The following is a 24012-nucleotide window of genomic DNA, read 5'->3' on the forward strand; positions in this document are numbered from 1 at the left end:
GATGAACGGCGTTCGCCATTTCCTGCTCGCGCTGCAGTTCTTCACCCGAGTGCCGGTGACAGGTTCGCTCGCGGCGTGGGTCGGGTTCAGCCCGCAGATGCTGCGCGCGAGCGCGGCGCATCTGCCGGGCATCGGATGGCTGGTGGGCGGCGTGGCTGCACTGGTCTTCGTGGCCGTGGGCGTTGGATTGCAGAGCGTGGCGGGCGCCTTCGCTGCGGCGGTGCTGAGCACCGTCGCCACCGTGATGTTGACCGGTGCCTTCCATGAAGACGGCCTCGCCGACGTGGCCGATGGCCTGGGCGGCTCGGCCAACCGCGACCGCGCGCTGGAGATCATGAAGGACTCGCGCGTCGGCGCCTTCGGTGCGGTGGCGCTGGTGCTGGCGCTCGGTCTCAAGTTCGCGCTGCTCGCCACATTGGCCGGGCGCGGGCTGGAGACGGTGGCCGTGGCGATCGTCGGCGCTCATGTGCTATCGCGGCTCGCGCCGCTGTTCCTGATCCGCTGGCTGCCCTACGTGGGCGACAGCGGGGCGAGCAAGGCGAAGCCGCTGGCCGATGCGATCAGTGGCGGGGCATTGGTCGTCGCGGTGCTGTGGTCGGTGCCCGCCGTGGCGCTGCTGCTGTGTGCGCATGACGTCGTGCATGTCGTCGCTGCCCTACTGGCCGTCGTCGTGGCCGCGGGCTGGATGGCGCGTCTTTTCCTGCGGCGCCTGCAGGGTTTCACCGGCGACGGCTTGGGCGCGACCCAGCAGGTCTGCGAACTGGCGGTCTATCTCGCGCTGGCCTGGCAGGCATGAGAAAACTCTGGCTCCTGCGCCATGCGCCCGTGATCGCGGAGCCCGGCCTCTGCTACGGCGCCACCGACCTCGAAGCGGAAGCCGAGGCCACGCTGGCCGCCGCGCAACGCATCGCGCCCTTGCTGCCCGTCGGCATCGCACTGCGCAGTTCGCCGCTGCGGCGCTGCGCCGCATTGGCCGGCGCCATCGCGGCACTGCGCCCGGATCTGGCCGTGCAGCACGATGCCCGTCTGGCGGAGATGAGCTTCGGCGCGTGGGAAGGACGGCCATGGTCCGCCATCGGGCGCGAGGAGTTCGAGACTTGGACAGGCAATTTCGCGGATGGCATCGCCGGTGCGAACGGCGAGAGCGTGCGCGCCTTCATGCAGCGTGCGGCCGAAGCCCACGACGAATGGCGCTCAGGCGAGGGCGATGCACTCTGGGTCACCCATGCCGGCGTGCTGCGTGCCGTGACGCTCCTGCAGCGCGGCATTCGTTGCCCCGCAACCGCCGCCGACTGGCCCGCCGGCGAGCTCGCATTCGGTGGCTGGCTGACCTTCGAACATCCTTCGGCTGGCTGATCACGCTCCCCGCGCGAACCAGAGCTCGAAGTGGTTGAAGCGCACGTTGCCGCAGAGCTTGGGCGGCAGCTCGGTCATCGAGGGTGACGGAAGCACCTGGCTGGCCGTCGCCGTCCGCACCCGCTCCAGCGCTGCGGGCGACACCTTGTCCTTGCAGTAGCGCACGCTGTTCTGTTTGGGCGTGTTCTGCGCCGGCACCAACTCGATGCCGGGCACGATCATCCCGGCCTGTCGCAATCCTTCGGAGGCCTTGGTCGCGGCCGGCCAGTCGGCGCGGTCGCCGACCTGCAGGTAGATGCGGATCGGCAGCGAGGTGTTGTCCAGCGCAGCCGCCACGAGGCTGGGCGTGGCAGCTGCCGGTGCCGGCTCGGCGGCGACGCTCGCCGCGGCCGGCGTTCCCCAGGCTTGCATGGCGGAGAGACCCGCCTTGTCGAAGAAGGTGTAGATCGCCTGGCTGGCCACGCGCTCTTCCGGCGTGGCGTTGGGCCGGTTGCCGGCCTCGGCGGTGCTGCGGAACAGCGCGACGATCTGCCCCGACACCTGCTTGTCGATCCCGTCGCCGGCCGAGAGGCTGTTGAGCAGCACGATCGCCATGTCCACCTGCGGGCGCTTGTCGGAGGTGAGCAAGGGGCCGAGCTTGAGCAGCATGTCCGCATCGCGGCGGCTGCGTTCGGCGAGCTCGCGGCGGGCGATGTCTTCCTGGTCGAGGTAGCGCTGCAGCTTGGTGAACCCCGTGGCGACGATGCCCGCCAGCACCGTCGTCAAAAGCCAGAAGCCGACCTTGGAATCTCCGAAGGCCGAGAGGCGGTCCATCAGCGTGGGCGGCCTCGCCGGTGTGGCGAGGGATTTGCGCACTTCCATTCGGAAGTACTCCTCCTCGCGGATGTCCTGTTGCTGCTCGGGCGTGAGTGCCATGGCGTCTGCCTCCTCCACGGGCGGTGGTGGCTTGCAGTGTCTGCCTCTGCCGGCGGTTGCACATCCATCGTTGGTTGTAGATGGCGTAGTGCGTTGGGGGGCGGCCGGGCCTTCTCAGTTCTTCTGCCGCCACTGTTCGCGCCAGAGCTTGTCCAGCTGCGGCGCCAGCGCCTGCGGCGGCGCGCCCACGAGGGTGTTCTTGCCGTTGCGCTGCACCAGCCCGTAGATGCGGCCCGAGCCCTGGTCGTAGAGCGCGACGGCGTTGTTGTCGAAGCAGTCGTGCGGCTTGCAGAAGGCGTGCAGCACATAGCGCGTGCCGTCCACCGTGACCCATTGCGGCTCGGGCGCCGGGCCTTCGCGGCGCACCAGCCAGCGGTCGTTTTCCTTGGTGCCCAGTGCGGCGCGCCAGGCTTTCTGCATCGCGGGGCCTTTTGCGAGGGCAGCGGGGCTGCCTGTGGCAGGAGGCGGTGGTTTCGTTGCTGCCGGTTCCACGGGCGGCAGCTTGGCGCGCGCGGAGCCGTCGCATCGCCAGTAGCGCAGCTTCATCAACTCGGGGCCCAGTTGCCCCGCCACCGGCTTCGCGGCATCCAGCGTGATGTACTGCCCGCGCGCTTCGCGGAAGACGAGCAAGGTCAGGGCGCCGGCCTTGTCGACATAGCTCATCAGCGCGACGTCGAAGCGCGCCGGGGGCTGGCTGTTGCCGAAGAAGCTGTGAGCCGCATCGGGCTCTTCGCCGACCACACGGCGCTTGCCGCTTTCAACGATCAGACGGCCTTCGCGCACCTGCAGCGTGGGCGCGGACGCATCGGCGCACGAGGTCGACCAGCGGCCACCGTAGGCTGCCATGGTGTCGGGCGACAGGCCCTTGCCACCTTGCTGCGACCAGGCCGCGGCCGGCAGGAAAGCGGTTGCCGAGAGCAGGGCGGCGGCGAGGAGGGTGCCGTGATTCTTCGAGGTCGTCATTCGGATGTTGTCAGGCGGTTTTCGGGGCCGGTGTCTTGGGTTTGAAATCGCAGTACGGAGCCACTGCGCATTCCCAGCAGCGCGGCTTGCGCGCCACGCAGATGTAGCGGCCGTGCAGGATGAGCCAGTGGTGCGCATGCAGACGGTACTCCGGTGGGACGCGCTTCTCGAGCTTGAGTTCCACCTCCAGCGGCGTCTTGCCCGGCGCAAGGCCGGTGCGGTTGCCCACGCGGAAGATGTGCGTATCGACCGCCATGGTCGGTTCGCCGAAAGCCACGTTGAGCACCACGTTGGCCGTCTTGCGGCCGACGCCGGGCAAGGCTTCGAGCTCCGCACGGGTCCTGGGCACCTCGCCGCCGTGCAGTTCCACCAGCATGCGGCAGGCCTCGATCAGGTGCTTGGCCTTGCTGCGGTAGAGCCCGATGGTCTTGATGTAGCTCTCCAGGCCCTCGACGCCCAGGTCGAGGATCGCCTGCGGCGTGTTGGCCACCGGGAAGAGCTTTCGCGTGGCCTTGTTCACGCCCACATCGGTGGCCTGCGCCGAGAGCAGCACGGCCGCCAGCAGCTCGAAGGGAGTGTCGTATTCGAGTTCGGTCTCGGGCGTGGGGTTGGCCGCCTGCAGGATGGCGAAGAAGAGGGGGATGTTGTCTTTTTTCATGGGGCTGGGGGCGCCGCACGCGTCTGCCCGGGGGCGCAGGGCGGCGACAGGCGCAATATATCGTTGAAAGGCGATGGCCTTACGCAGCATTCATGCACCCGGCTTTCGCGACAATGGCGTCCAGAAAGTGAGACTGACCATGCAATTCGCCTCCCGCCTCGACAACGTCGAAACCTCCGCCATCCGCGAACTCTTCAAGCTGCTCGGCAAGCCCGGCATCATCAGTTTCGCGGGCGGTTTCCCGGACAGCGCCATGTTCGACGTCGAGGGCCTCAAGGAAGCGAGCCAGAAGGCATTGACCGAGGAGCCCGGCGGCGCATTGCAGTACGGCGCCACAGAAGGCTACGAGCCGCTGCGCAGCCAGCTCAGTTCCTTCATGAAGACCAAGGGCGTCGATGTGGACCCCAGCGGCCTGATCGTCACCACCGGCAGCCAGCAGGCGCTCGACCTGCTGGGCAAGACCATGATCTCGCCCGGCGACAAGGTGATCGTCGAGGGCCCGACCTTCCTGGCCACCATCCAGTGCTTCCGCCTCTACGGCGCGCAGCTCATCAGCGCGCCCATCGACGCCAACGGCGTGAAGACCGACGAGCTCGAGAAGCTCATCGCCGAGCACAAGCCCAAGTTCGTCTACCTGATCCCGACCTTCGGCAACCCCAGCGGCGCGATGCTGACGCTGGAGCGCCGCAAGAAGGTGCTCGAGCTTGCCGTGAAGTACCAGACGCTGATCGTCGAGGACGACCCGTATGGTGACCTCTACTTCGGCGAAGCGCCTCCCCCTTCGATCCTCGCCCTGAGCAAGGACGTTCCGGGCAGCCGCGAACTGCTCGCGCATTGCGGCAGCCTCAGCAAGGTGCTGAGCCCGGGCCTGCGCATCGGCTGGATGATCGCGCCTCCCGAACTGCTCGCCAAGGCGACCATGTGCAAGCAGTTCAGCGATGCGCACACCAGCACCTTCTCGCAGGCCACGGCCGCGCAGTACCTCAAGAGCGGCCGCATGCCCGCGACGCTCGCGCATGTGCGCGAGGTCTACGGTCAGCGCGCGCAAGCCATGGGCGCGGCGCTCCAGCGCGAACTGGGCGATGCGGTGAGCTTCACGCAGCCCAACGGCGGGTTGTTCTTCTGGGCGCGCCTCACGGGCGCCAACGGCAAGCTGGCCGATGCGAACGAGCTGGCCAAGCGCGCGATCGAGAAGCTCGTGGCCTTTGTGCCTGGCGCACCGTTCTTTGCCGAGAAGCCCGATGTGGCGACGCTGCGCCTGAGCTTTGCGACGGCCGATGTGGCGAAGATCGAAGAGGGCGTGAAGCGCCTCGGCCAGGCGCTCTGAAGCATTGCGGGGTCGGCGGTGCGCGAGTTGCGCACGCGGCCGGCCGGACCCTGCCTAGAACTGGTACTTCGCGCTGGCGATCAGCGTGCGCTCGTTGCCGCTGTAGTAGTTGTTGTAGGCGCGCGAGGCGGTGTACTTGCGGTTCGCCAGGTTGGTTGCGCTCAGTGCGAAGCGCCAGGGGCCGGTCTTGTAGTGCACCGTGGCGTCCAGCAGCGCGACGCCGCCTTCGTCCGAGGTGTTGGTCACGTCGTTCCAGCGTCTGCCGATGTAGCGCACGCCGCCGCCGAACCCGATGCCGTTGCTCAGGGTGTAGTCGAGCCAAAGGGAAGCGGATTGCTTGGGCACCTGGATCGGCATCTTTCCGACCTCGCTCGTATTGGCGCTCTCTAGCACCTTCATGTTGAGCACGGTATAGGAGGCGGTGAAGTTCAGGTTGCGAGCCAGTTCGGCCTTGGCTTCCAGCTCGAGGCCGCGCGAGCGGATGCGGCCGATCTGACGGGACTCGAAGGTGTCCTGGTCGTAGGTGACCACGTTCGACTTGCGCAGGTCGAAGACGGCCGCGGTGAACGACGTGCGCGAACCCTCGGGCTGATACTTGATGCCGGCTTCCACCTGCTTGCCACGGGTCGGCTGCAACGGGTTGCCGCTGGGGTCGACGCCGCTGGTCGGCATGAAGGACGTGGCATAGCTGACATACGGCGCCCAACCGTTGCCGACCAGATAGCTCAGGCCCGCGCGGCCGCTGATCTTGTTGTCGGTCTGGCCTTTGCGGGTGCTGTTGATGCGGTCGGTGGTCTCGGACTTCACGCGATCCTGGCGCCCGCTGAGCGTGAGCACCCAGCGATCGTCGATCTTGATCTGGTCCTGGGCGTAGAGGCCGAATTGCTGGGTGATCTGGGTGTAGTTGCTCGCGGGGACGAGGGGCTCTGGTATCGGCAGGACGTTGACTGGGTAGCGCAGATCAAGGCTGGGTGCCGGTCCCGAGAACTCCTTGGACGTGTAGCGGATGCGGGTCGCGTCGAAGCCGAACAGCAGCGTGTGCTCGACGATCCCGCTACGAACACGGCCCTGCAGCTGCGCGTCGGAGCTCCACTGGCCGTACCACTCCGGAAAGGAACGCGCGCTTCGAGTGACCGTGTAGTTGTCCGGCAGCAGGGCGTGGCGCAGGATGTGCTTTTCGATGCGGGCATCGGAGTAGCGCAGGTTGTGGCGTACCGTCCAGTTGTCGTTCACATGGTGTTCGAACAGGTAGCCCAGCGATTCCTGGCGGTTCCGGATGCGGCTGAAGTTGGGGTCGCCGCGAACGATGCCGGTGTTGCGGCCCGCCTTGTCCATGACATAGAAGACGTCGTCGCTGGCCTTGTTGTCCAGAAACTCGCCGAGCAGCGTGAACGACGTGTCGGCCGAAGGCTGCCAGCGCAGCGAAGGGGCCAGGTAGGTGCGCTTGTTCGAGAACGGCGTGCCATCTCCGTAGTACACCTGCGAGTTGGTGTCCAGACCGAGGCCGACCAGGCGGTAGCTGAGGGTGTCGCCGGCGACGCCGCCCAGGTCGAAGGCCAGTTGCTTGCGCTGGAAGTTGCCGTACTTCACCTCGACTTCGTTCACGGGCGTGTTGCTCGGCATCTTGCTCACACGGTTGATGATGCCGCCGGCGTCACCCTGGCCGAAGGTCACGGAGGACGGTCCGCGCAGCACTTCGACGCGTTCGATGCCGTAGGACTCGGTCACGGAATAGGCGGGCAGGACGAGGCCGTCGCGGTAGCCGGCGATGCCCGCTGTCGTGTCGAAGCCGCGCATCAGGATCCATTCGATGCCCCGGGGGTCGAAGCCCCAGTTGTTGACCGTGACACCGGGGGTGTAGCGCACGGCTTCCATGATGTCCTGCACGCCGCGTGCATCCATTTCTTCCCGCCCGATGACCGAGATCGACTGCGGCACTTCTAGCAGCGGCGTGTCGGTCTTGGTGGCGGTCTGGCTGCGCCGCGCCACATAGCCGGGCACCGGACCGATGGCGGTTTCGCGCTCTGCCAAGGCGCTGACCGTCACGGCCGGTAGCGTGGTGTCGGAGGCCTGCGTGGCCCGTCCGATGACCAGCATGTTGCCTGTCATTCGCCCGGTCAATCCGGTGCCTTGCAGCAGTTGCGAGGTGGCAGCGCCGACGCTCAGATCGGCGTGTATCGCCCGGCTGTGCAGGCCGTTCAGCAAGGCCGACGGCGCCAGCAACTGCAGGCCGGCCTGGCGGGCCAGTTGGTTCAGCGCCTGGTCCAGCGGCTGGGCGGGGATGGAGAAGCCGATGACCGCGCCTGCGTCCGCCGCAGTCGACGTGGCTTGCGGGGTCCGCGGCGCTGCCGTGTCTTGTGCCATCGCGCTCTGGCCGGCCTGGGCGATGCAGGCCAGGACGGCGACGGCGATCAGGTGGCGCGAGGCGCCGCGTGGAAGGGGGGTGCGAGAAGGCATGCGATGAGGTCGGTTCATTTCTGGGCCATGGGATCCCGGGCCATCCGCTGGACAGACTTTTCCGGGCTCTTCAGGCTGATACGACCGAGCGGCGCGAATCCCTCATGCGATTCGCAAAAAGTTGCGATGTCAGGCTGGCGGGCGGCGCGCAATGACGATCGCTTGCGGCCTGCCCGGGTCTTCCCGCACCTGCACCGGCAGGCTGCCGGGCAGCAGGCGCAGCCAGGCCCCGGCCTGCGCGATGTGCACGCGACCGAACACCGGCAAGGAAGCGGCATCGGGCTCGACGCGCAGGGGACGCGGGCTGTAGCGCGCGAGACGGGACACGACCTCGCCCAGCGGCACGTGATGAAAGTCGAGCCAGCCTTCGCGCCAGGGCGCCACCGCGGCGGCCTCGCCGGGATGCGCCGTGGTGAACTGCTGTGATGCATCGATGCGGGCGCTGTCGCCGGCGCCCAGGATGCGCTCTTCGCCGCCGCTGCTGCGAACCCGCACCCGGCCCGATTCAACCGCCACGCGCAGGCTGCCGTCTTGCAGCGCGGCCTCGAAACGGGTGCCGAGCACGGTGATCTCGTGGCCCAGCGCGGTGACGACGAAGGGGCGCGCTTCGTCGCGCGCCACGTCGAAGAAGACGCTGCCCCCAAGCAGTTGCACGGTTCGGCGCGTGACGTAGTAGGTCACTTCGGCGCGGCTGTCCGCATCGAGGGTGAGGCGGCTGCCGTCCGGAAGGGTCTGGCTGCGGATGCGGCCGATGGCGGTGGCCAGGCTACCCTGGTAGCCGGGCATCCATTGCCGCCACGCCTGCCAAAGCGCTGCGCTGCCGACGCTCAGGCCGGCGATGCCGAGCAGCGTCGACAGGGCCCGGCGGCGTCCAGTGCGCACCGGCACGGTGTCGCCGCGCCACCTGTGCAACGCGGCCTCGACGCTGTCGAGTGCGCGCATCACGTCGCGCTCGACGGTCTTGACGGAGACGCCATAACGTTCGGCCAGTTCGGCGTGGCCGATGCCTTCGAGCCGGTCGGCCAGGAAGATGTCGCGGCTGCGCTGCGGCAGTTGCCTCAGCGCGATGTCGATCGCATCCAGGGCCTGCCGGTGCGCACAGAGGTCGGCGACATCGTGCGTGCCGCGTTCGCGCGCGGTGCCCTCGTCGGCGTCGTCGTGCGATGCCGCAGTAAAGCGCTCCATGCCGCGCCGGTGGCGGCGCAGGTGGTCGATCGCGATGTTTTCGGCCACGGTGTACACATAAGCGCGCGCGGCGGGCTCCGGTGGAACTTCTTTGTCGTGCTGCGAACTTTCGGCGCGCTCGGCCAGACGAAGCCAGGTGTCGTGCGCCAACTCGCGTGCGTCATGCGTGCTGCCCGTGCGCCGTGCGATGAATCGCACCAACTCCTGATAACTGTCCTGGAAGGCGCGCAGCAGCGGAGTGGGGGAGAGTTGGGCTGACATGGACAAATGAGAACGTAGGTACCGTTTCTCGATTATTGTCGAGAATGGTTCTCATTTGTGAGGCTTCTGGGCAGAACCCGGGGCTGTGCCTCAGGGCGAGCGATGCAGGCGGGGCGCCGCCAGCAGGTCCAGGTTGTCTGAAATGGCCGCGTCCACGTTCGGATAGCGGCCTTTCATTTTCGAGAGCGTCATGATGGTCTGCAGCGCCTTCAGGTCCTTGACCGAGGGCGCGACCTTGATCTGCGCGATGGCGGCGGGGGCGTTGCCGCCGTTTACCAATGCCATCACCTTGCTTGCCCAGTCGTTTGCGCGCGCCATGTCTTCACCTGCTTTCCATTGAACCGCTGACTGTACACACAGCACGGCAGCCCCCACGGGGGCGTTACGATCACCCATGAGAAAAACCTTTCAGCTCCAGGTCGAGGGCAAGCACCCCGACCGTCTCGTCGAAGCCATCAAGCACGAGATCCGCAAGTACATCAAGCGCGAACGCCGCCGCGATCTGCCCGAAGGCAGCGATTTCTGGGACTTCGATTGCAAGTTCGGCGCGGCGCAGGAATCCGCCGAAGTCGTTGAACTACCGGCCATCAACAAGCTGATCGACGGCATCGTGAAAGATGCCGGCAAGCAGTTCTACGTCGAGATCCTAGCCAAGCCCGGCAAGCGCCCACCGCGCCCTGCCGGCGAGCGGGCCGAAGCACCGCCCGAGGAAGACTGATCCCTTAAAGAAGCGCCTTCGCGAGTTGCAGCCCGTGCTGCTGCTCCGCATCCAGCAGCGAGCGTGCGATCGACGGGTGCAGCCGCACCCCGTTCTTCGATTGCGCATCCCGTCGCTTTAAACCGCCTTCTCCCGGCAGCCGGACCGGCTTGGCAGGGTCGATCGGCGTGTTGTCCCGGCATTGCGCCGCGACATGGTCCATTTGGCGCAGGAATGCTTCCTTGCCGCCGAACGCATTCAGGTCATGCAGCGTGATGTGCACCGTCGCGCCCCAACCCTCTTTCGGGTCGGCCCGGCCAAAGCCCGCCAACCCGGCCGTCAACGTCTCCACCAGCAGCGCCATGCCGTAGCCCTTGTGGCCGTGGCTCAGCCCACCCACGGGCAGCAGCGTGCCGGGCGGCTGGTCGAACAGCACCTGCGGGTCGTTCGTCGGCTTGCCGGCCGCATCAATCAGCCATTCCTCGGCAAAGGTCTCGCCGGCGGCGCGCTTGCGGTTGCTCATGCCGTTGGTGGTGATCGAGGCCGAGATGTCGACCATCACCCCGCCTGTCGAGAGCGGAAAACCCATCGCCAGCGGGTTCGGCGTGAACACTGCCTGCGTGCCGCCGAAGGGTGCGACGCTGGCGGTGTTGGGGTCGGAGCAGGCCAGGAGCATCAGCATGTCTTCCTGCAGCGCGCGCAGCATGTAGACCGCGAGGCAGGCGATGTGGTGGCTGCGGCGGATCACGAGCGAGGCGGTGCCCAATTCGCGCGCACGCGGCACGAGCAGGTCCATGCCCTGGTCCATGAGCCAGGGGCCGGGCAGGCGCTTGCCGTCCCACAGCACGGCGGCGGGACGGTCCGACAGCACCTCGGGTGCGCCGTCGCGCGTCATGCCGCCGGATTCGACTTCCTTCACATAGCCGGCCAGCAATGCGAGGCCGTGCGTGTCGTGGCCGAGCAGGTCGCCTTCGACCAGCGTGCGGGCAACGCTGTCGGCCATCGACGCGGCGAGGCCGGCTTTCTGAAGCAGGGCGCTGGCGTAGTCCTTGAGCGCGTCTGCGCGATAGAGCAGTGCGGTCGAATCGGTCATTTCAGGATTTCGAGCAGGCGGTCGAGCCCGCCTTCGTTGATCGCCACCATCGCTTGCTCGCGCACCTTCGGCTTGGCGTGATAGGCCACCGAGAGGCCGGCCTCGCCCATCATCGGCAGGTCGTTGGCACCGTCGCCGACGGCGATGGTCTCTTGCGGCGAAATGCCCATGAGCGACGCGACCTCGAGCAGCGTGCGGCGCTTCTCGGCGCCGTCGCAGATGTCGCCCCAGCTCTGCGTTACGACCTGGCCGGTGAGCTTGCCGTCGGCCTCATCGAGCAGATTCGAACGCGCGAAGTCGATGCCCAGCTGGTCCTTCACGCGGTTTGCGAAGAAGGTGAAGCCGCCCGACACCAGCAGCACCTTGAGGCCCGCCTTCTTGCACGCGGCGACCAGTTCGGTGGCACCGGGGTTGAGCTTCAGCCGCTCGTCGTACACCTGCTGCAGCGCTTCGACCGGCACGCCCTGCAGCAGCGCCACGCGACGGCGCAGGCTTTCCTTGAAGTCCTTGATCTCGCCGCGCATCGTGGCCTCGGTGATCGCGGCCACCTCGGCTTTCTTGCCGACGGCATCGGCGATCTCGTCGATGCATTCGATGTTGATCAGCGTCGAGTCCATGTCGAACGCGATCAGCTTGAAGTCGGCCAGGGCCAGCGGCGGCTTCACGCGCTGGATCACGAGACCGGGAGAAATTTCTGTAGCGCTCATGCGGGGGCGGGTTCCTTGACGAGGGGTTGTCCGAGGCTGCGCAGCACATCGCGCACCATCTGCGCGCGATCTTTCGGCTCCTTGAGCTCGCGCTCGATGCGAAGCTTTTCGTTGCCTGCGAGCTTGATGTGCTTGTTCTTCTGCACCAGCTGGATGATGGCCATGCCGTCGACCGGTGCGTCCTTCTTGAAGGTGATGTTGATGATGCCCGGCGCCGCATCGACCTTGACCACGCCGTAGGGCCGTGCGAGCACGCGCAGGCGGTGCGTGTCGATCAGCGTCTGCGCCTGCGGCGGCAGCTTGCCGAAGCGGTCGACGATTTCCTCGAGCAGCGTGTCGATTTGGTCGGGCGTCTTTGCCGTCGCCAGCTTCTTGTAGAACGACAGCCGCAGGTGCACGTCGCCGCAGTAGTCGTCGGGCAGGAGGGCGGGGGCGTGCAGGTTGATCTCGGTGGTGACCGACAGCGGCGCCAGGAGGTCGGGCTCCTGACCGGCCTTGAGGGCGCGCACGGCTTCGCTCAGCATCTCGTTGTAGAGCTGGAAGCCGATCTCCATCATGTTGCCGCTCTGGTTCTCGCCAAGCACTTCGCCGGTGCCGCGGATTTCCAGGTCGTGCATCGCGAGGTAGAAGCCGGAGCCCAGCTCTTCCATCTGCTGGATGGCGTCGAGCCGCTGGGCCGCCTGCTTGGTGAGGCCCTCGGTGTCCGGCACCATCAGGTACGCATAGGCTTGGTGGTGCGAGCGCCCGACGCGGCCGCGCAGCTGGTGCAGCTGCGCGAGGCCGAACTTGTCGGCGCGGCTCATCACGATGGTGTTGGCGGTCGGCACGTCGATGCCGGTCTCAATGATGGTCGAGCACAGCAAAAGGTTGTAGCGCTGCGCCACGAAGTCGCGCATCACGCGCTCCAGCTCGCGCTCGGGCATCTGGCCGTGGGCGACCGCGATGCGGGCCTCGGGCAATATCTCTTCGAGTTTCTGGCGCCGGTTCTCGATGGTCTCGACCTCGTTGTGCAGGAAGTAGACCTGCCCGCCGCGCTTCAATTCGCGCAGCACGGCTTCGCGGATGACGCCCGTGCCCTCGTTGCGAACGAAGGTCTTGATGGCCAGGCGCCGCTGCGGCGCAGTGGCGATCACGCTCAGGTCGCGCAGGCCTTCGAGCGCCATGCCCAGTGTGCGCGGAATCGGCGTGGCGGTGAGCGTGAGCACGTCGACCTCGGCGCGCATCGCCTTCATCGCCTCCTTGTGGCGCACGCCGAAGCGGTGCTCCTCGTCGATGATGAGCAGGCCCAGGTTCTTGAACTTGACCGACTGCGAGAGCAGCTTGTGCGTGCCGACCACGATGTCGATTTGCCCCTCGGCCAGCCCCTTGGCGGCGGCGGTGATTTCCTTGGCCGAGCGGAAGCGGCTCATCTCCGCCACTTTCACCGGCCACTTGGCGAAGCGGTCGACCAGCGTCTGGTAGTGCTGCTCGGCCAGCAGCGTGGTTGGCGCGAGAAACGCCACCTGCTTGCCGCCGGTGATCGCGATGAAGGCGGCGCGCAGCGCGACCTCGGTCTTGCCGAAGCCCACGTCGCCGCAGACCAGGCGGTCCATGGGCTGGGGCGAGATCATGTCCTGCACCACCGCATGGATCGCGGCCTTCTGGTCGGCGGTTTCCTGGAAGCCGAAGTCGTTGGCGAACACCTCGTAGTCGGCGGCCGAGTAGCGGAAGGCGTGGCCTTCGCGCGCGGCGCGGCGGGCATAGATGTTGAGCAGCTCGGCGGCCGAGTCGCGCACCTGTTCGGCGGCCTTGCGCTTGGCTTTTTCCCACTGGCCGGAACCCAGCCTGTGCAGTGGGGCCTCGTCGGCGCTCACGCCGGTGTAGCGGCTGATCTGGTGCAACTGCGAGACGGGCACGTAGAGCGTGGCCTTGTCGGCGTACTCCAGGTGCAGCATTTCCTGCAGCAGCGGCTTGCCTTCGGCATCGACGCCCTGGCCCAGGTCCATGTGCATCAGGCCACGGTAGCGGCCGATGCCGTGCGCGGTGTGGACCACCGGATCGCCGACGTTGAGCTCCGAGAGGTCCTTGATCAGCGCCTCGACGTCGCTGACCTGTTCCTGCTTCTTGTTGCGGCGGCGGGTGGTGGGCGCGGTGGCGAACAGCTCGGTCTCGGTGACGAGGTCGATGCCTTGCTCGCGCCAGGCGAAGCCCGAGGCCAGCGCGGCGGTGACGATGCCGATCTTCTCGTCGGTGGAGGCCTCGAACTCGGCCAGCGAATCGAAGGCCGGCGGGCTCACGCCGCTGGCGCGCAGGAAGTCGAGCAGGCTCTCGCGGCGGCCGTCGCTCTCGGCGACCATCAGCACGCGGTGCGGCGTCGTGGCGATGTGGGCCTTCAGGCCGACCAGCGGGTCTTCGGCGCCGCGCACCACGGCGAAGGGCGGGAGCCGGTCGAACTCGGCGTAGGGCGTGTCGGTGGCGATGTCGCCGCGGATGGCCAACTGCGCGTGCGGCTTGGCGCGCTGATAGAACTGCTCGGCGTTGAGGAACAGCGCCTCGGGCGGCAGCGCAGGGCGCTCGGGGTCGCCACGCACCAGCCGGTAGCGCTCGTTCGCGTCCTGCCAGAAATGCTGGAACGCGGGTTCGAGGTCGCCGTGGAGCACCACGGTGGCGTCGGGGCCGAGGTAGTCGAACACGGTGGCCGTCTCGTCGAAGAACAGCGGCAGGTAGTACTCGATGCCGGCGGTGGCCACGCCGTTGCCCATGTCCTTGTAGATGCGGCTCTTGGTCGGATCGCCTTCGAGCAATTCGCGCCAGCGGCTGCGAAAGCGCGCGCGGGCGTCGTCGTCCATCGGGAACTCGCGGCCCGGCAAAAGGCGCACTTCGGGTACGGGGTAGAGGCTGCGCTGGGTGTCGGGGTCGAAGGTGCGGATCGAGTCGATCTCATCGTCGAACAGATCGACGCGGAACGGCACCAGCGAGCCCATGGGGAACAGGTCGATCAGGCCGCCGCGCACCGCGTATTCGCCCGGGCTCACCACCTGCGTCACATGGCTGTAGCCGGCCAGCGTGAGCTGGGCCTTGAGCTTGGATTCCTGGAGCTTCTGCTTGGCCTTGAAGTGAAAGGTGTAGCCGGCCAGGAAGGCCGGCGGCGCGAGCCGATAGAGCGCGGTGGTGGCGGGCACCAGCACCACGTCGGCCTCTTTCTGGCTGATGCGCCAGAGGGTGGCCAGGCGCTCGCTGATCAGGTCCTGGTGGGGGGAGAAGCTGTCGTAGGGGAGGGTTTCCCAATCGGGGAAGAGGGCGCAGCGCAGATCGGGCGCGAAGAAGGCGAGCTCGTCGATGAGGCGCTGCGCGTCATTGGCGTCGGCCGTGAACATCGCGGTCGCGCGGCCGGCGGCCTTCTCGCGCATGCCCAGCTGCGCGAGCAGCAGGGCATCGGCCGACAGAGGGGGACGCGGCAGCGTGAAACGCTTGCCCGCCGTGAGGTGGGGGAGGTCCATGGAACGCTTCGAAAAATGCACAACACCCCGCGCCGGCTGGCGAGGGGTGTGCGAAGGGCAATTCTAGAATGGCGGCCCTTTATCCGCTTGTCGGCCATCGGCCCGTGCCGCACCTTCCAATGTCTTCTTCCCGATTCTTCGTGCTGATTCCCTGTGCCGGCTCCGGCCACCGTGCGGGCGGCGTGCAGCCCAAGCAGTACCAGCGACTCGCGGGGGCGTCGATGGTGGCGCACACGGTGGAGGCTTTTCGCGCCCTGGCCGGTCGTTTTGCCGGGCTGGCGGTGGTGGTGTCGCCGGACGACCGCGAAGTGCAGACCGCGCTGCCGCGCTTTCCGGGCAACGACGAGTACCTGCTGCAAGTCGGCGGCCTGACCCGCGCGGCCACGGTGCGCAACGGCCTCGCGGCACTGCGCCAGAAAGGCGCCGGCGCGCACGACTGGGTGCTGGTGCACGACGCCGCGCGTTGCCTCGTCACCTCCAGCCAGATCGAGGCGCTGATCGCCGCTTGCGAACACGATGCCGTCGGCGGCTTGCTGGCGCACCGGCTGGCCGACACGCTGAAGGTGTCCTCGACCGACAGCCGCGTCTCCCAGACCCTGTCGCGCGCCGACAAATGGCTGGCCCAGACGCCGCAGATGTTCCGTATCGGCATGCTGCTCGACGCGCTGGAGCGCGTGGGCGACGTGGTGACCGACGAGGCCAGCGCCATCGAGGCCATCGGCCTCGCGCCGCTGCTGGTGCCGGGCAGCGCGCAGAACTTCAAGATCACCTTCCCCGAAGATTTCGCACTGGCCGAGGCGGTCCTGCTCAGCCGCAAGAAAGCCATCGCATGACCTCACCTGCACCCTTCAACATCCGCGTCGGCGAGGGCTGGGACGTTCATCAGCTCGTGGCGGGGCGCAAGCTGATCCTGGGCGGCATCGAGGTGCCGCACACCACGGGCCTGCTGGGGCACTCGGACGCCGACGTGCTGCTGCACGCGATCACCGATGCGTTGCTGGGCGCCGCGGGGCTGGGTGATATCGGCCGGCATTTTCCCGATACCGACGTTCAGTTCCGCGGTGCCGATTCGGCGGTGCTGCTGGCCGAGGCGGCGCGTCGCGTGCGCGCGGCCGGCTGGGAGATCGGCAATGTCGATAGCACCGTGATCGCCCAGGCGCCGAAGCTGGCGCCGCACATCCCGCTCATGTGCCAGCGCATCGCGGACACGCTGGGCATTGCGATCGAGCAGGTCAATGTGAAGGCCAAGACGGCCGAGAAACTCGGCCCGGTGGGCGAGGGCCGCGCGATGGAAGCGCGCGCGGCCGTGCTGCTCCACCGCTGAGCGGTTACCTGATCAAGCGGGCTTCTTGCCCGATACTTCGCCCGGCTTGGGCGTCGGCATGGCGCGCGGCATGCGGATGTGGGCCGCGAGCCCGCGCCCCGGCGTGCTGGTGAGCGCGAAGGTGCCGCCCATGCGCTCGATGTTCTTCGCCACGATCGAGAGGCCCAGGCCCGCGCCCGCCGCCGATGTACGCGCCGCGTCGCCGCGGAAGAAGGGCTTGGTCAGCTGCGAGAGCAGGGCGGGCTCGACCCCCGCGCCATGGTCGCGCACCTTGATCAGCACCGCATCGTTGTTGGCCTGCGCCTGGATCGTGACGTCCGCCACGCCGGTGGCCGGTGTCTTGCCGTAGCGCCGGGCGTTCTCGACCAGGTTGGAGATCACGCGTGTGAGCTCGACTTCGTCGCCCAGCACCCGCAGGTCGGGCGGGACTTCGACCTTGATGTTCATCTCCTCGTAGTCCTGCACGGCGTAGGTGCAGGCATCGACCACGTCGCGCAACAGCACGGGCCGCGGATCGACATGGTCGGGCCGGGCGTAATCGAGGAACTTGTCGATGATCGCGTCGAGCTGCGCGATGTCGGCGGCCATGTGGTCGCGGGCATCCTCGTCGGCCACGCTCATCTCGGTTTCGAGCCGAAGGCGCGCGAGCGGCGTGCGCAGGTCGTGCGAGATGCCGGCCAGCATGATGGCGCGGTCCTGCTCGATCTTGGCGAGCTGGTCCGCCATGCGGTTGAAGCCGATGTTGACCGCGCGAATTTCGTTGGTGCGGGCGCGTTCGTCGAGCCGGTGCGCCTCGTACTCGCCTTCGCGCACCTGCATCGTCGCGCGCGACAGCTGCTTGAGCGGCAGGTTGATGAGCCGCGTGATCAGCGCCGCCCCGGCCAGCGAGAGCGCCATCGCGGTGCTGAGCCAGACCAGCCAGGTGCGCCCGCCCACGCGGCTGAAGCGCGTGGGGTCGAGCAGCAGCCAGTAGGTGTCGCTCTCGATGGTGAAGCCGATCCACAGCCCCGCCTCGTCGTTCACGCGGCTGGCCACGGTGGTGCCTTCACCGAGCTGGTCGATCAGCTCCTCGGTCACGCGCAGGTCGAGCGCGCCGCTGGTGTAGGGCTGGAAGCGGTCGTTGGGCTCGCGCGGCAGGATGCGCACGCCTTCCTGGTCGGCCAGCGTCTTGATCAGCGACACCCGGGTGATGGCGTCCGAATACACCAGCGCCGCGCGCGTGAGGTTCACGAGCGAGGCGATCTGGTGGGCGGTTTGAATCGCGCGCGGCTCGTATTCGAGCGAGCGAAAAGTCTGCAGCCAGGCGACCGTGCAGCCGATCAGCAGCAGCGCGAGCAGGAAGAAAGTGCGCCAGAAAAGGCTGAACCCCAGCTTGAGGCCGGGGCGACGGTCACGTGCCGCGCTGGCCTCCAGCGGGCTCGGCATCGTGACCTGCGCGCCGTCCTCCTGCGCCGGGCCGGGTCTGGCAGATGGGCCGATGGCCACCTCTCAACGGGGCGTCAGGCCGTGCCGTCCGGCACGAACACGTAGCCCACGCCCCAGACGGTCTGGATGTAGCGCGGCGCCGCGGCGTCGGACTCGACGAGTTTGCGCAGGCGCGAGATCTGCACGTCCAGGCTGCGGTCGAAGGGCTCGAATTCGCGTCCGCGGGCCAGCTGGGCGAGCTTTTCGCGCGACAGCGGCTGGCGCGGATGGCGCACCAGCGCCTTGAGCATCGCGAATTCGCCGGTGGTCAGCGAGAGTTCTTCGCCGTCCTTCTTGAGCGTGCGCGAGCCGAGGTCGAAGGCGAACGGGCCGAAGGTGACGGTCTCGTTCTCGGTCGAGGGCGCGCCGGGCGCCTCGAGCGGCGGACGGCGGCGCAGCACGGCGTGCACGCGGGCCAGCAGTTCGCGGGGGTTGAAGGGCTTGCCGAGGTAGTCGTCGGCGCCGACTTCGAGACCGACGATGCGATCCACGTCTTCGCCCTTGGCGGTGAGCATGATGATCGGCGTGCGGTCGTTGGCGGCACGAAGGCGGCGGCAGACGGAGAGACCGTCTTCGCCGGGCATCATCAGATCGAGCACGATCAGGTCGACCGTGTCGCGCAACAGGATGCGGTTGAGCGCCTTGCCGTCCTCGGCCACGATCACTTCGAAACCTTCCTGGGTCAGGTAGCGGCGAAGGAGATCACGGATGCGGGCGTCGTCGTCGACGATCACGATCTTGTCAGTGCGAGCGGGAACTTGAGTCATTTCTACAACGTTGAATTTGTAACAGCGCCGATTCTGAAGGCGTTAGCACCCCATCGAGCCAGATTTACTTATGGTTTGACACTAAGTTACAAAACTTGCGGACGCTCGCCCTATGGACATCCGGTGTTCGTCCAGCAGTGGCAAAGTTCCCCTGCCTTCACGACCAACCACTCGATGAGACTTCCTTTTCCCGCACTGCCATTGCTCCTTGCCTGCGCCTGTGGTTCCACATGGGCGGTTTCCGGTGACTTTTTCAGGGTCGGCGAGGTGCGCCGCAGTGAAGTGCGGGATGCAGTGGCCGCCCACCGGGCGGCGCAGCGAGAGGAAATCCGCCGTGAAGAAGCCGTCGCCGGCCGGCGCCTGACCGCCGGGGAGTTGTTCGAGTTGCGGCAGCAGATCCGAGGGCAGTGGATGCCGCCTGGCGTAGGTGCCATGGCGAATTCGGCAGAATCGCAGCCAGCCGAGCGGATCGCGCCGGCACCGATGCCCGCCGCCCGCTCGCTGATCGCGCCGCGCAGCCAGCGCCCCTGAGGGCCCTGGCGCGGGTGTTCCTCGCCATCAACCTAGGGAGTTCCTTGCCTTGAAGAAAATCAAATTGCTCGCTGTTTGCGCCGCCCTGGCCGCCGCCGGTTCCGCGCTGGCCCAGAACGTGGTCGCTCCGGCGCCGCAGAACGTGCTGCAGCTCACTGCCTCCGGCACGGTCGAGGTCCAGCAGGATCTGCTGAGCATGACGCTCGTGACCACCCGCGATGCGACCGATGCAGCCACGGTGCAGACGCAGCTCAAGGCCGCGCTCGACGCCGCCCTCAACGAAGCCAAGAAGAACGCGCAGCCCGGCCAGCTCGACGTGCGCACAGGCAACTTCAGCCTCTCGCCGCGCTACACCAAGGACGGCAAGATCAACGGCTGGCAAGGTTCGACCGAGCTGGTGCTCGAAGGCCGCGACTTTCCGCGCATCACGCAGACGGCTGGCCGCATCAGCACGCTCAGCGTGGGCAACGTCGGATTCGGCCTGAGCCGCGAGCAGCGCGCCAAGACCGAGGCCGAAGCGCAGAACATCGCGATCGAGAACTTCAAGCAGAAGGCCAACGAGCTGGCCAAGGGCTTCGGTTTCGGCGGCTACACGCTGCGCGAGGTGTCGGTGAACGCGAACGATGGCGGCCCGCGCCCGCGGGTGATGGCGATGCAGGCCAAGTCGTTCTCGGCCGATTCGGCCGTGCCGGTCGAAGCCGGCAAGACCAGCGTGATCGTGAACGTTTCGGGGTCGGTGCAGCTCAAGTAGGGCGCTGCACCGCTGGCCGGCTCTTTATTGCGCCGTCCAGCCGCCGTCCATTTGCCAGGCTACGCCGCGCACCTGGTCGGCGGCGGGCGAGCACAGGAAGACTGCAAGTCCGCCAAGCTGCTCGACCGTCGTGAACTGCAGCGAGGGCTGCTTCTCTCCCAACAGATCGTTCTGCGCCTGCGTGGCCGAGATGCCTTCGCGGGACGCGCGGTCGTCGATCTGCTTCTGCACGAGTTGCGTCAGCACCCAGCCGGGGCAGATCGCGTTGCTGGTGATGCCTGTGGTCGCGGTTTCGAGTGCGACGGACTTGGTGAGGCCAACGATCCCATGTTTTGCCGCCACATAGGCCGACTTCTGCGCCGAGGCGACCAGGCCATGGGCCGATGCGACGTTGATGATGCGGCCCCAGTTGGCCTCGCGCATCGCGGGAATCGCCAGGCGCGTCGTATGGAATGCGCTGGTGAGGTTGATTGCGATGATCGCGTCCCAACGTTCGACCGGGAAGTCCTCGACCTTGGCGACGTGCTGGATGCCGGCGTTGTTCACGAGGATGTCGACACGGCCGAACTTCGACGCGGCGAACTTCATCATGTCCTCGATCTCGCCGGGCTTGCTCATGTCGGCGCCGTGGTACTCGGCGCGAACACCGAGCGCTTCGATCTGGGACTTGGGCGTTTCGGCATCGCCGAAACCGTTGAGCACGATGTGTGCGCCTTGCTGGGCAAGCGACTTGGCAATGGCGAAGCCAATGCCGCTGGTGGACCCCGTGACAAGCGCGGTTTTGCCTTTGAGCATGAAGATCAATCTCCGGATGAATTAGGATGCAACGAGACCATTATCCGCACCACGACTCCCCCGTTTTCATGACCGAACCGACGCTTCATCACGTGGCATGCGACGACGCCCAGGGCGGCCATCGCATGGCCTATTGGCAATGGGGCGACGAACGCAGCGCGCATGTCGTGGTCTGCGTGCACGGGCTCACCCGGCAAGGGCGCGACTTCGATGTGCTGGCACAGGCCATCGTGGCGAGGGCGGGCGGCGATGTGCGGGTGATCTGCCCCGATGTCGTGGGGCGCGGGCGCAGCGATTGGTTGCGCGCCCCGGCCTTCTATCAGGTGCCTGTCTACGCGGCCGATATGGTCGCGCTGATCGCCCAGCTGCAGCGCGAACAGTCCATCGACACCCTCGACTATTTCGGCACCAGCATGGGCGGGCTGATCGGCTTCGTGCTGGCGGGTCACAAGGAGCTGCCGTTGGCGCGCCCGGTGCGCCGCTTCATTGCGAACGATGTGGGTCCGACGATCGAGCCTGTCGCGCTGCAGCGCATCGCCGCATACGTGGGGCAGGGCGGTCGCTACGGCAGCGTGCAGGAAGCGGCCGATGCGATGTGGGCGATCTCGACCAGCTTCGGTCCGCACACGCCGGAGCAATGGCTTGCGCTTTCGCAGCACATGGTGGTGCCCGCATCGCAGCGCACGGTGGATGGGGTCTCCAAGATCGAAGCCAGCCAGAACGTTGGTGATGGCCCGTGGCTGCTGCACTACGACCCGGCTATCGCCGTGGCGTTGCGTGCCATCACGCCTGAAGCCGCGGCGCAGGGAGGCGCAATCATGTGGAGCCTGTACGACGCCATCCAGGCGCGCACGCTGGTAACCCGCGGGGCCGAGTCGGACCTCCTGTCGCGCGAGACCGCGGAGGCCATGACGCAGCGCGGCCCGAAGGCGGCGCTGGTCGAGTTCGAGGGTGTGGGCCATGCGCCGACCTTCATCGATCCCGCGCAGGTTGCCGTCGTCACATCCTTCCTGTTCGATTGATGGGGTGAAAGCGTGAAGCGCGAGTCCTCGAGCCTGCAGACGGCACCCCTGTCCGATACCGCCGTGGTCGACTACCCGTTGTCCGCGGCAACGGCCGACCGCACGCCGGTGATCGAGAACATGCTCGCCCGCGCGCGTGCGTTCGCCGAGCCGCTGATCGCCGATGAAAAGCTCGACACCGGCGAGAACACGCTGGCGCATGCGGATGCGGTGGCGGCCATCGTCGCGAAGATGGGCGGTTCCGAGGCCATGCAGGCGGCGAGCTATCTCGTTTATTCGTGTCAGCACCTGAACCGTCCGCAGGAGGTGATCGCCAAGGTGTTCGGCGACAACTTCGCGGCGCTCGCGGTCGAGACCACCAAGCTGGTGCGCGTGCAGGAGCAGGCGCGCTCGGCGTCGCAGGGCCATCACATCGAAGGCGCCGGCGCACAGACCGAGAACGTGCGCAAGATGCTGCTGGCGTTCTCGCGCGATCTGCGTGTCGTGATGCTGCGCCTTGCGTCGCGCCTTCAGACCTTGCGCCATGCGGCGGCCAGCAAGCAGCCGGCGCCCGAGAGCGTGGCGCGCGAGTCGCTGCAGGTGTTTGCGCCGCTGGCCAACCGCCTTGGCATCTGGCAGGTGAAGTGGGAGATCGAGGATCTTTCGTTCCGCTTCATTGAACCCGAGACCTACAAGCTGATTGCGCGTCTGCTTGATGAGAAGCGCATCGAGCGTGAAGGCCACATCGAGCAATTGCGCTCGGAACTCGAACGCGAACTGCAGGCCGAGGGCGTACACGCCACGGTGCAGGGGCGGCCCAAGAACATCTACAGCATCGTCAAGAAGATGCGCGGCAAGTCGCTCGACTTCGCGCAGGTGTTCGACATCCTCGCGCTGCGCGTGGTGGTGGCGGACGTGAAGGACTGCTATGCGGCACTGGCCTGGGTGCACACGCATTTCCAGCCGATCGACGAGGAGTTCGACGACTACATCGCGCGGCCCAAGCCGAACGGCTACCAGTCGCTGCACACCGTGGTGCGCGAACTGGTCGACGGCAAGCCGGGCAAGCCGATCGAGATCCAGATCCGCACCGAAGAGATGCACGATCACGCCGAGCATGGCGTGGCCGCGCACTGGGCCTACAAGGAGGCAGGGCACAAGGGCTATGCGGGCGTCTGGGCGAGCGGCGAGTACGACGCGAAGATCGCGGTGCTGCGCCAGCTGCTCGCTTGGGAGCGTGATCTCTCAGGCGGCTTGCAGGGACAGGGTCTGTTCGACGACCGCATCTATGTGCTGACGCCCGACGCAGCCATCGTCGAACTGCCGCAGGGCGCGACGCCGGTGGACTTTGCTTATACGGTGCACACCACGCTGGGCCACCGCTGCCGGGGTGCACGGGTCGATGGGGCGATGGTGCCGCTCAACACGCCGCTGTCGAACGGACAGACGGTGGAGATCATCGCGGCCAAGGAAGGCGGCCCTTCGCGCGATTGGCTCAATGCCGAACTGGGTTATCTGGCGAGTCACCGTGCACGCGCCAAGGTGCGCGCATGGTTCAACGCACAGATCACGCACGAGACCGTGGCGCGCGGACGCGAGGCGGTCGAGAAGCTGCTGCAGCGCGAAGGCAAGACGGCCATGCGGCTCGAGGACCTGGCGTCGCAGCTCGGCTTCAAGTCGGCGGACCATCTGTTCGAGGTGGTGGGCAAGGACGAGTTTTCGCTGCGCAACATCGAGACGCTGCTGCGTCCGCCGGAACCGGCGCCGAACCCGGACGATGGGGTGCAGATCAAGAAGGCGCGCGGCAGCGAGAAGTCCGGCAAGGGCGGCGTGCTGGTGGTGGGCGTGTCGTCGCTGATGACGCAGCTTGCCAAGTGCTGCAAGCCTGCACCGCCCGATGCCATCAGCGGCTTCGTCACGCGCGGCCACGGCGTCAGCGTGCACCGCAGCGATTGCAGCAACTTCCGCACGATGGCCACGCGCGATGGCGAGCGTGTGATCGATGTCGAATGGGGCGCGACGAAGAAGGGCGGCGATGCGCCGGTGTACGCGGTCGACGTGGCCGTCGAAGCAGCCGATCGCCAGGGCCTGCTGCGTGACATCTCCGATGTGTTCGCTCGAGAAAAGATGAATGTGATCGGGGTGCAGACGCAGTCGGTGAAGGGCACGGCGTGGATGACGTTCACTGTGGAAATCGCCGATGCGGCACGGCTGACGCAGGTGCTCGGCATCGTCACTGCAGTTGTTGGTGTGCGATCTGCACGTCGTCGCTAAAAAGCGT

22 protein-coding genes are annotated in these 24012 nt (G+C 67.1%); 10 read left to right on the forward strand and 12 right to left on the reverse strand.

What is annotated here, in order from left to right; all coding sequences use genetic code 11:
• Position 1: 1 nt before the first annotated feature.
• Together ACSFA7_RS05350 and ACSFA7_RS05355 are read left to right on the forward strand one after the other, a co-directional pair.
• On the forward strand, positions 2–796 hold the full coding sequence (locus tag ACSFA7_RS05350) for an adenosylcobinamide-GDP ribazoletransferase (protein WP_435498417.1): 795 nt from the start codon (positions 2–4) through the stop codon (positions 794–796).
• Positions 793–1356, forward strand: coding sequence for a histidine phosphatase family protein (locus ACSFA7_RS05355; protein ID WP_435498418.1), 564 nt, complete (start codon positions 793–795; stop codon positions 1354–1356). The genes ACSFA7_RS05350 and ACSFA7_RS05355 overlap by 4 nt, the downstream gene beginning before the upstream one ends.
• On the opposite strand, the gene ACSFA7_RS05360 is transcribed toward ACSFA7_RS05355, so the two are convergent.
• From ACSFA7_RS05360 to nth, 3 genes are all read right to left on the reverse strand, one after another.
• Entirely contained in the window at positions 1357–2271 is a 915-nt protein-coding gene (locus tag ACSFA7_RS05360; protein ID WP_435498419.1) for a hypothetical protein, read from the reverse strand.
• Between the two features lie 114 nt (positions 2272–2385).
• On the reverse strand, positions 2386–3234 hold the full coding sequence (locus ACSFA7_RS05365; protein WP_435498420.1) for an Ivy family c-type lysozyme inhibitor: 849 nt from the start codon (positions 3232–3234) through the stop codon (positions 2386–2388).
• Between the two features lie 10 nt (positions 3235–3244).
• Positions 3245–3892: an endonuclease III gene (gene nth / locus ACSFA7_RS05370; RefSeq protein WP_435498421.1), complete on the reverse strand. Its 648-nt coding sequence runs from the start codon at positions 3890–3892 to the stop codon at positions 3245–3247.
• Between the two features lie 139 nt (positions 3893–4031).
• Between nth and ACSFA7_RS05375 the strand changes: the two genes are divergently transcribed.
• Positions 4032–5219, forward strand: coding sequence for an aminotransferase-like domain-containing protein (locus tag ACSFA7_RS05375; protein WP_206179001.1), 1188 nt, complete (start codon positions 4032–4034; stop codon positions 5217–5219).
• A gap of 54 nt (positions 5220–5273) precedes the next feature.
• Here ACSFA7_RS05375 and ACSFA7_RS05380 read toward each other — a convergent pair whose 3' ends face one another.
• From ACSFA7_RS05380 to ACSFA7_RS05390, 3 genes are all read right to left on the reverse strand, one after another.
• Positions 5274–7676 (reverse strand): TonB-dependent siderophore receptor, encoded by a 2403-nt coding sequence (locus ACSFA7_RS05380; RefSeq protein WP_435498422.1) that lies wholly within the window; start codon positions 7674–7676, stop codon positions 5274–5276.
• Between the two features lie 129 nt (positions 7677–7805).
• A complete protein-coding gene (locus ACSFA7_RS05385) occupies positions 7806–9122 on the reverse strand; it encodes a sigma-70 family RNA polymerase sigma factor (RefSeq protein WP_435498423.1) in 1317 nt (438 codons plus the stop codon).
• Between the two features lie 90 nt (positions 9123–9212).
• A complete protein-coding gene (locus ACSFA7_RS05390; RefSeq protein ID WP_013541760.1) occupies positions 9213–9440 on the reverse strand; it encodes a hypothetical protein in 228 nt (75 codons plus the stop codon).
• 76 nt (positions 9441–9516) lie between these two features.
• On the opposite strand from ACSFA7_RS05390, the gene ACSFA7_RS05395 reads away from it, so the two are divergent.
• Positions 9517–9840, forward strand: coding sequence for a DUF6172 family protein (locus ACSFA7_RS05395; RefSeq protein ID WP_435498424.1), 324 nt, complete (start codon positions 9517–9519; stop codon positions 9838–9840).
• A 4-nt stretch (positions 9841–9844) separates the two neighbouring features.
• On the opposite strand, the gene ACSFA7_RS05400 is transcribed toward ACSFA7_RS05395, so the two are convergent.
• Genes ACSFA7_RS05400 through mfd form a run of 3 tightly spaced genes read right to left on the reverse strand, consistent with a single transcriptional unit; the run spans position 9845 to position 15098 of the window.
• Positions 9845–10912 (reverse strand): Ldh family oxidoreductase, encoded by a 1068-nt coding sequence (locus ACSFA7_RS05400; protein ID WP_435498425.1) that lies wholly within the window; start codon positions 10910–10912, stop codon positions 9845–9847.
• Positions 10909–11619, reverse strand: a complete 711-nt coding sequence (serB, locus tag ACSFA7_RS05405; RefSeq protein ID WP_435498426.1) for a phosphoserine phosphatase SerB — start codon at positions 11617–11619, stop codon at positions 10909–10911. Before serB ends, ACSFA7_RS05400 begins: the two co-directional genes overlap by 4 nt.
• Complete coding sequence (mfd, locus tag ACSFA7_RS05410; protein WP_435498427.1) at positions 11616–15098, reverse strand: transcription-repair coupling factor; 3483 nt, start codon at positions 15096–15098, stop codon at positions 11616–11618. The genes serB and mfd overlap by 4 nt, the downstream gene beginning before the upstream one ends.
• A gap of 119 nt (positions 15099–15217) precedes the next feature.
• On the opposite strand from mfd, the gene ispD reads away from it, so the two are divergent.
• A complete protein-coding gene (gene ispD, locus ACSFA7_RS05415; protein WP_435498428.1) occupies positions 15218–15931 on the forward strand; it encodes a 2-C-methyl-D-erythritol 4-phosphate cytidylyltransferase in 714 nt (237 codons plus the stop codon).
• The gene (gene ispF / locus ACSFA7_RS05420; protein ID WP_435498429.1) at positions 15928–16422 is read left to right on the forward strand and encodes a 2-C-methyl-D-erythritol 2,4-cyclodiphosphate synthase; all 495 of its coding nucleotides are present in this window, start codon (positions 15928–15930) and stop codon (positions 16420–16422) included. The genes ispD and ispF overlap by 4 nt, the downstream gene beginning before the upstream one ends.
• Positions 16423–16434: 12 nt before the next feature.
• Here the strand turns inward: ispF and ACSFA7_RS05425 are convergent, their stop codons facing one another.
• On the reverse strand, positions 16435–17847 hold the full coding sequence (locus ACSFA7_RS05425; protein WP_435498895.1) for a sensor histidine kinase: 1413 nt from the start codon (positions 17845–17847) through the stop codon (positions 16435–16437).
• Positions 17848–17921: 74 nt separating this feature from the next.
• A complete protein-coding gene (ompR, locus tag ACSFA7_RS05430; RefSeq protein ID WP_007837017.1) occupies positions 17922–18653 on the reverse strand; it encodes an osmolarity response regulator transcription factor OmpR in 732 nt (243 codons plus the stop codon).
• Between the two features lie 123 nt (positions 18654–18776).
• On the opposite strand from ompR, the gene ACSFA7_RS05435 reads away from it, so the two are divergent.
• Positions 18777–19184 (forward strand): hypothetical protein, encoded by a 408-nt coding sequence (locus ACSFA7_RS05435; RefSeq protein ID WP_435498430.1) that lies wholly within the window; start codon positions 18777–18779, stop codon positions 19182–19184.
• A 49-nt stretch (positions 19185–19233) separates the two neighbouring features.
• On the forward strand, positions 19234–19935 hold the full coding sequence (locus tag ACSFA7_RS05440) for an SIMPL domain-containing protein (RefSeq protein WP_435498431.1): 702 nt from the start codon (positions 19234–19236) through the stop codon (positions 19933–19935).
• 24 nt (positions 19936–19959) lie between these two features.
• Here the strand turns inward: ACSFA7_RS05440 and ACSFA7_RS05445 are convergent, their stop codons facing one another.
• Positions 19960–20730 carry a 3-hydroxybutyrate dehydrogenase gene (locus tag ACSFA7_RS05445; protein ID WP_435498432.1) on the reverse strand — a complete coding sequence of 257 codons (771 nt, stop codon included), beginning with the start codon at positions 20728–20730 and terminating at the stop codon, positions 19960–19962.
• Between the two features lie 26 nt (positions 20731–20756).
• On the opposite strand from ACSFA7_RS05445, the gene ACSFA7_RS05450 reads away from it, so the two are divergent.
• Positions 20757–21752, forward strand: coding sequence for an alpha/beta fold hydrolase (locus tag ACSFA7_RS05450; protein ID WP_435498433.1), 996 nt, complete (start codon positions 20757–20759; stop codon positions 21750–21752).
• A 63-nt stretch (positions 21753–21815) separates the two neighbouring features.
• Positions 21816–24005, forward strand: a complete 2190-nt coding sequence (locus ACSFA7_RS05455; protein ID WP_234975087.1) for a RelA/SpoT family protein — start codon at positions 21816–21818, stop codon at positions 24003–24005.
• Positions 24006–24012 lie beyond the last annotated feature (7 nt).

Origin of the sequence: Variovorax trehalosi (genome assembly GCF_051216415.1) — a bacterium.
Taxonomy (GTDB): domain Bacteria; phylum Pseudomonadota; class Gammaproteobacteria; order Burkholderiales; family Burkholderiaceae_C; genus Variovorax.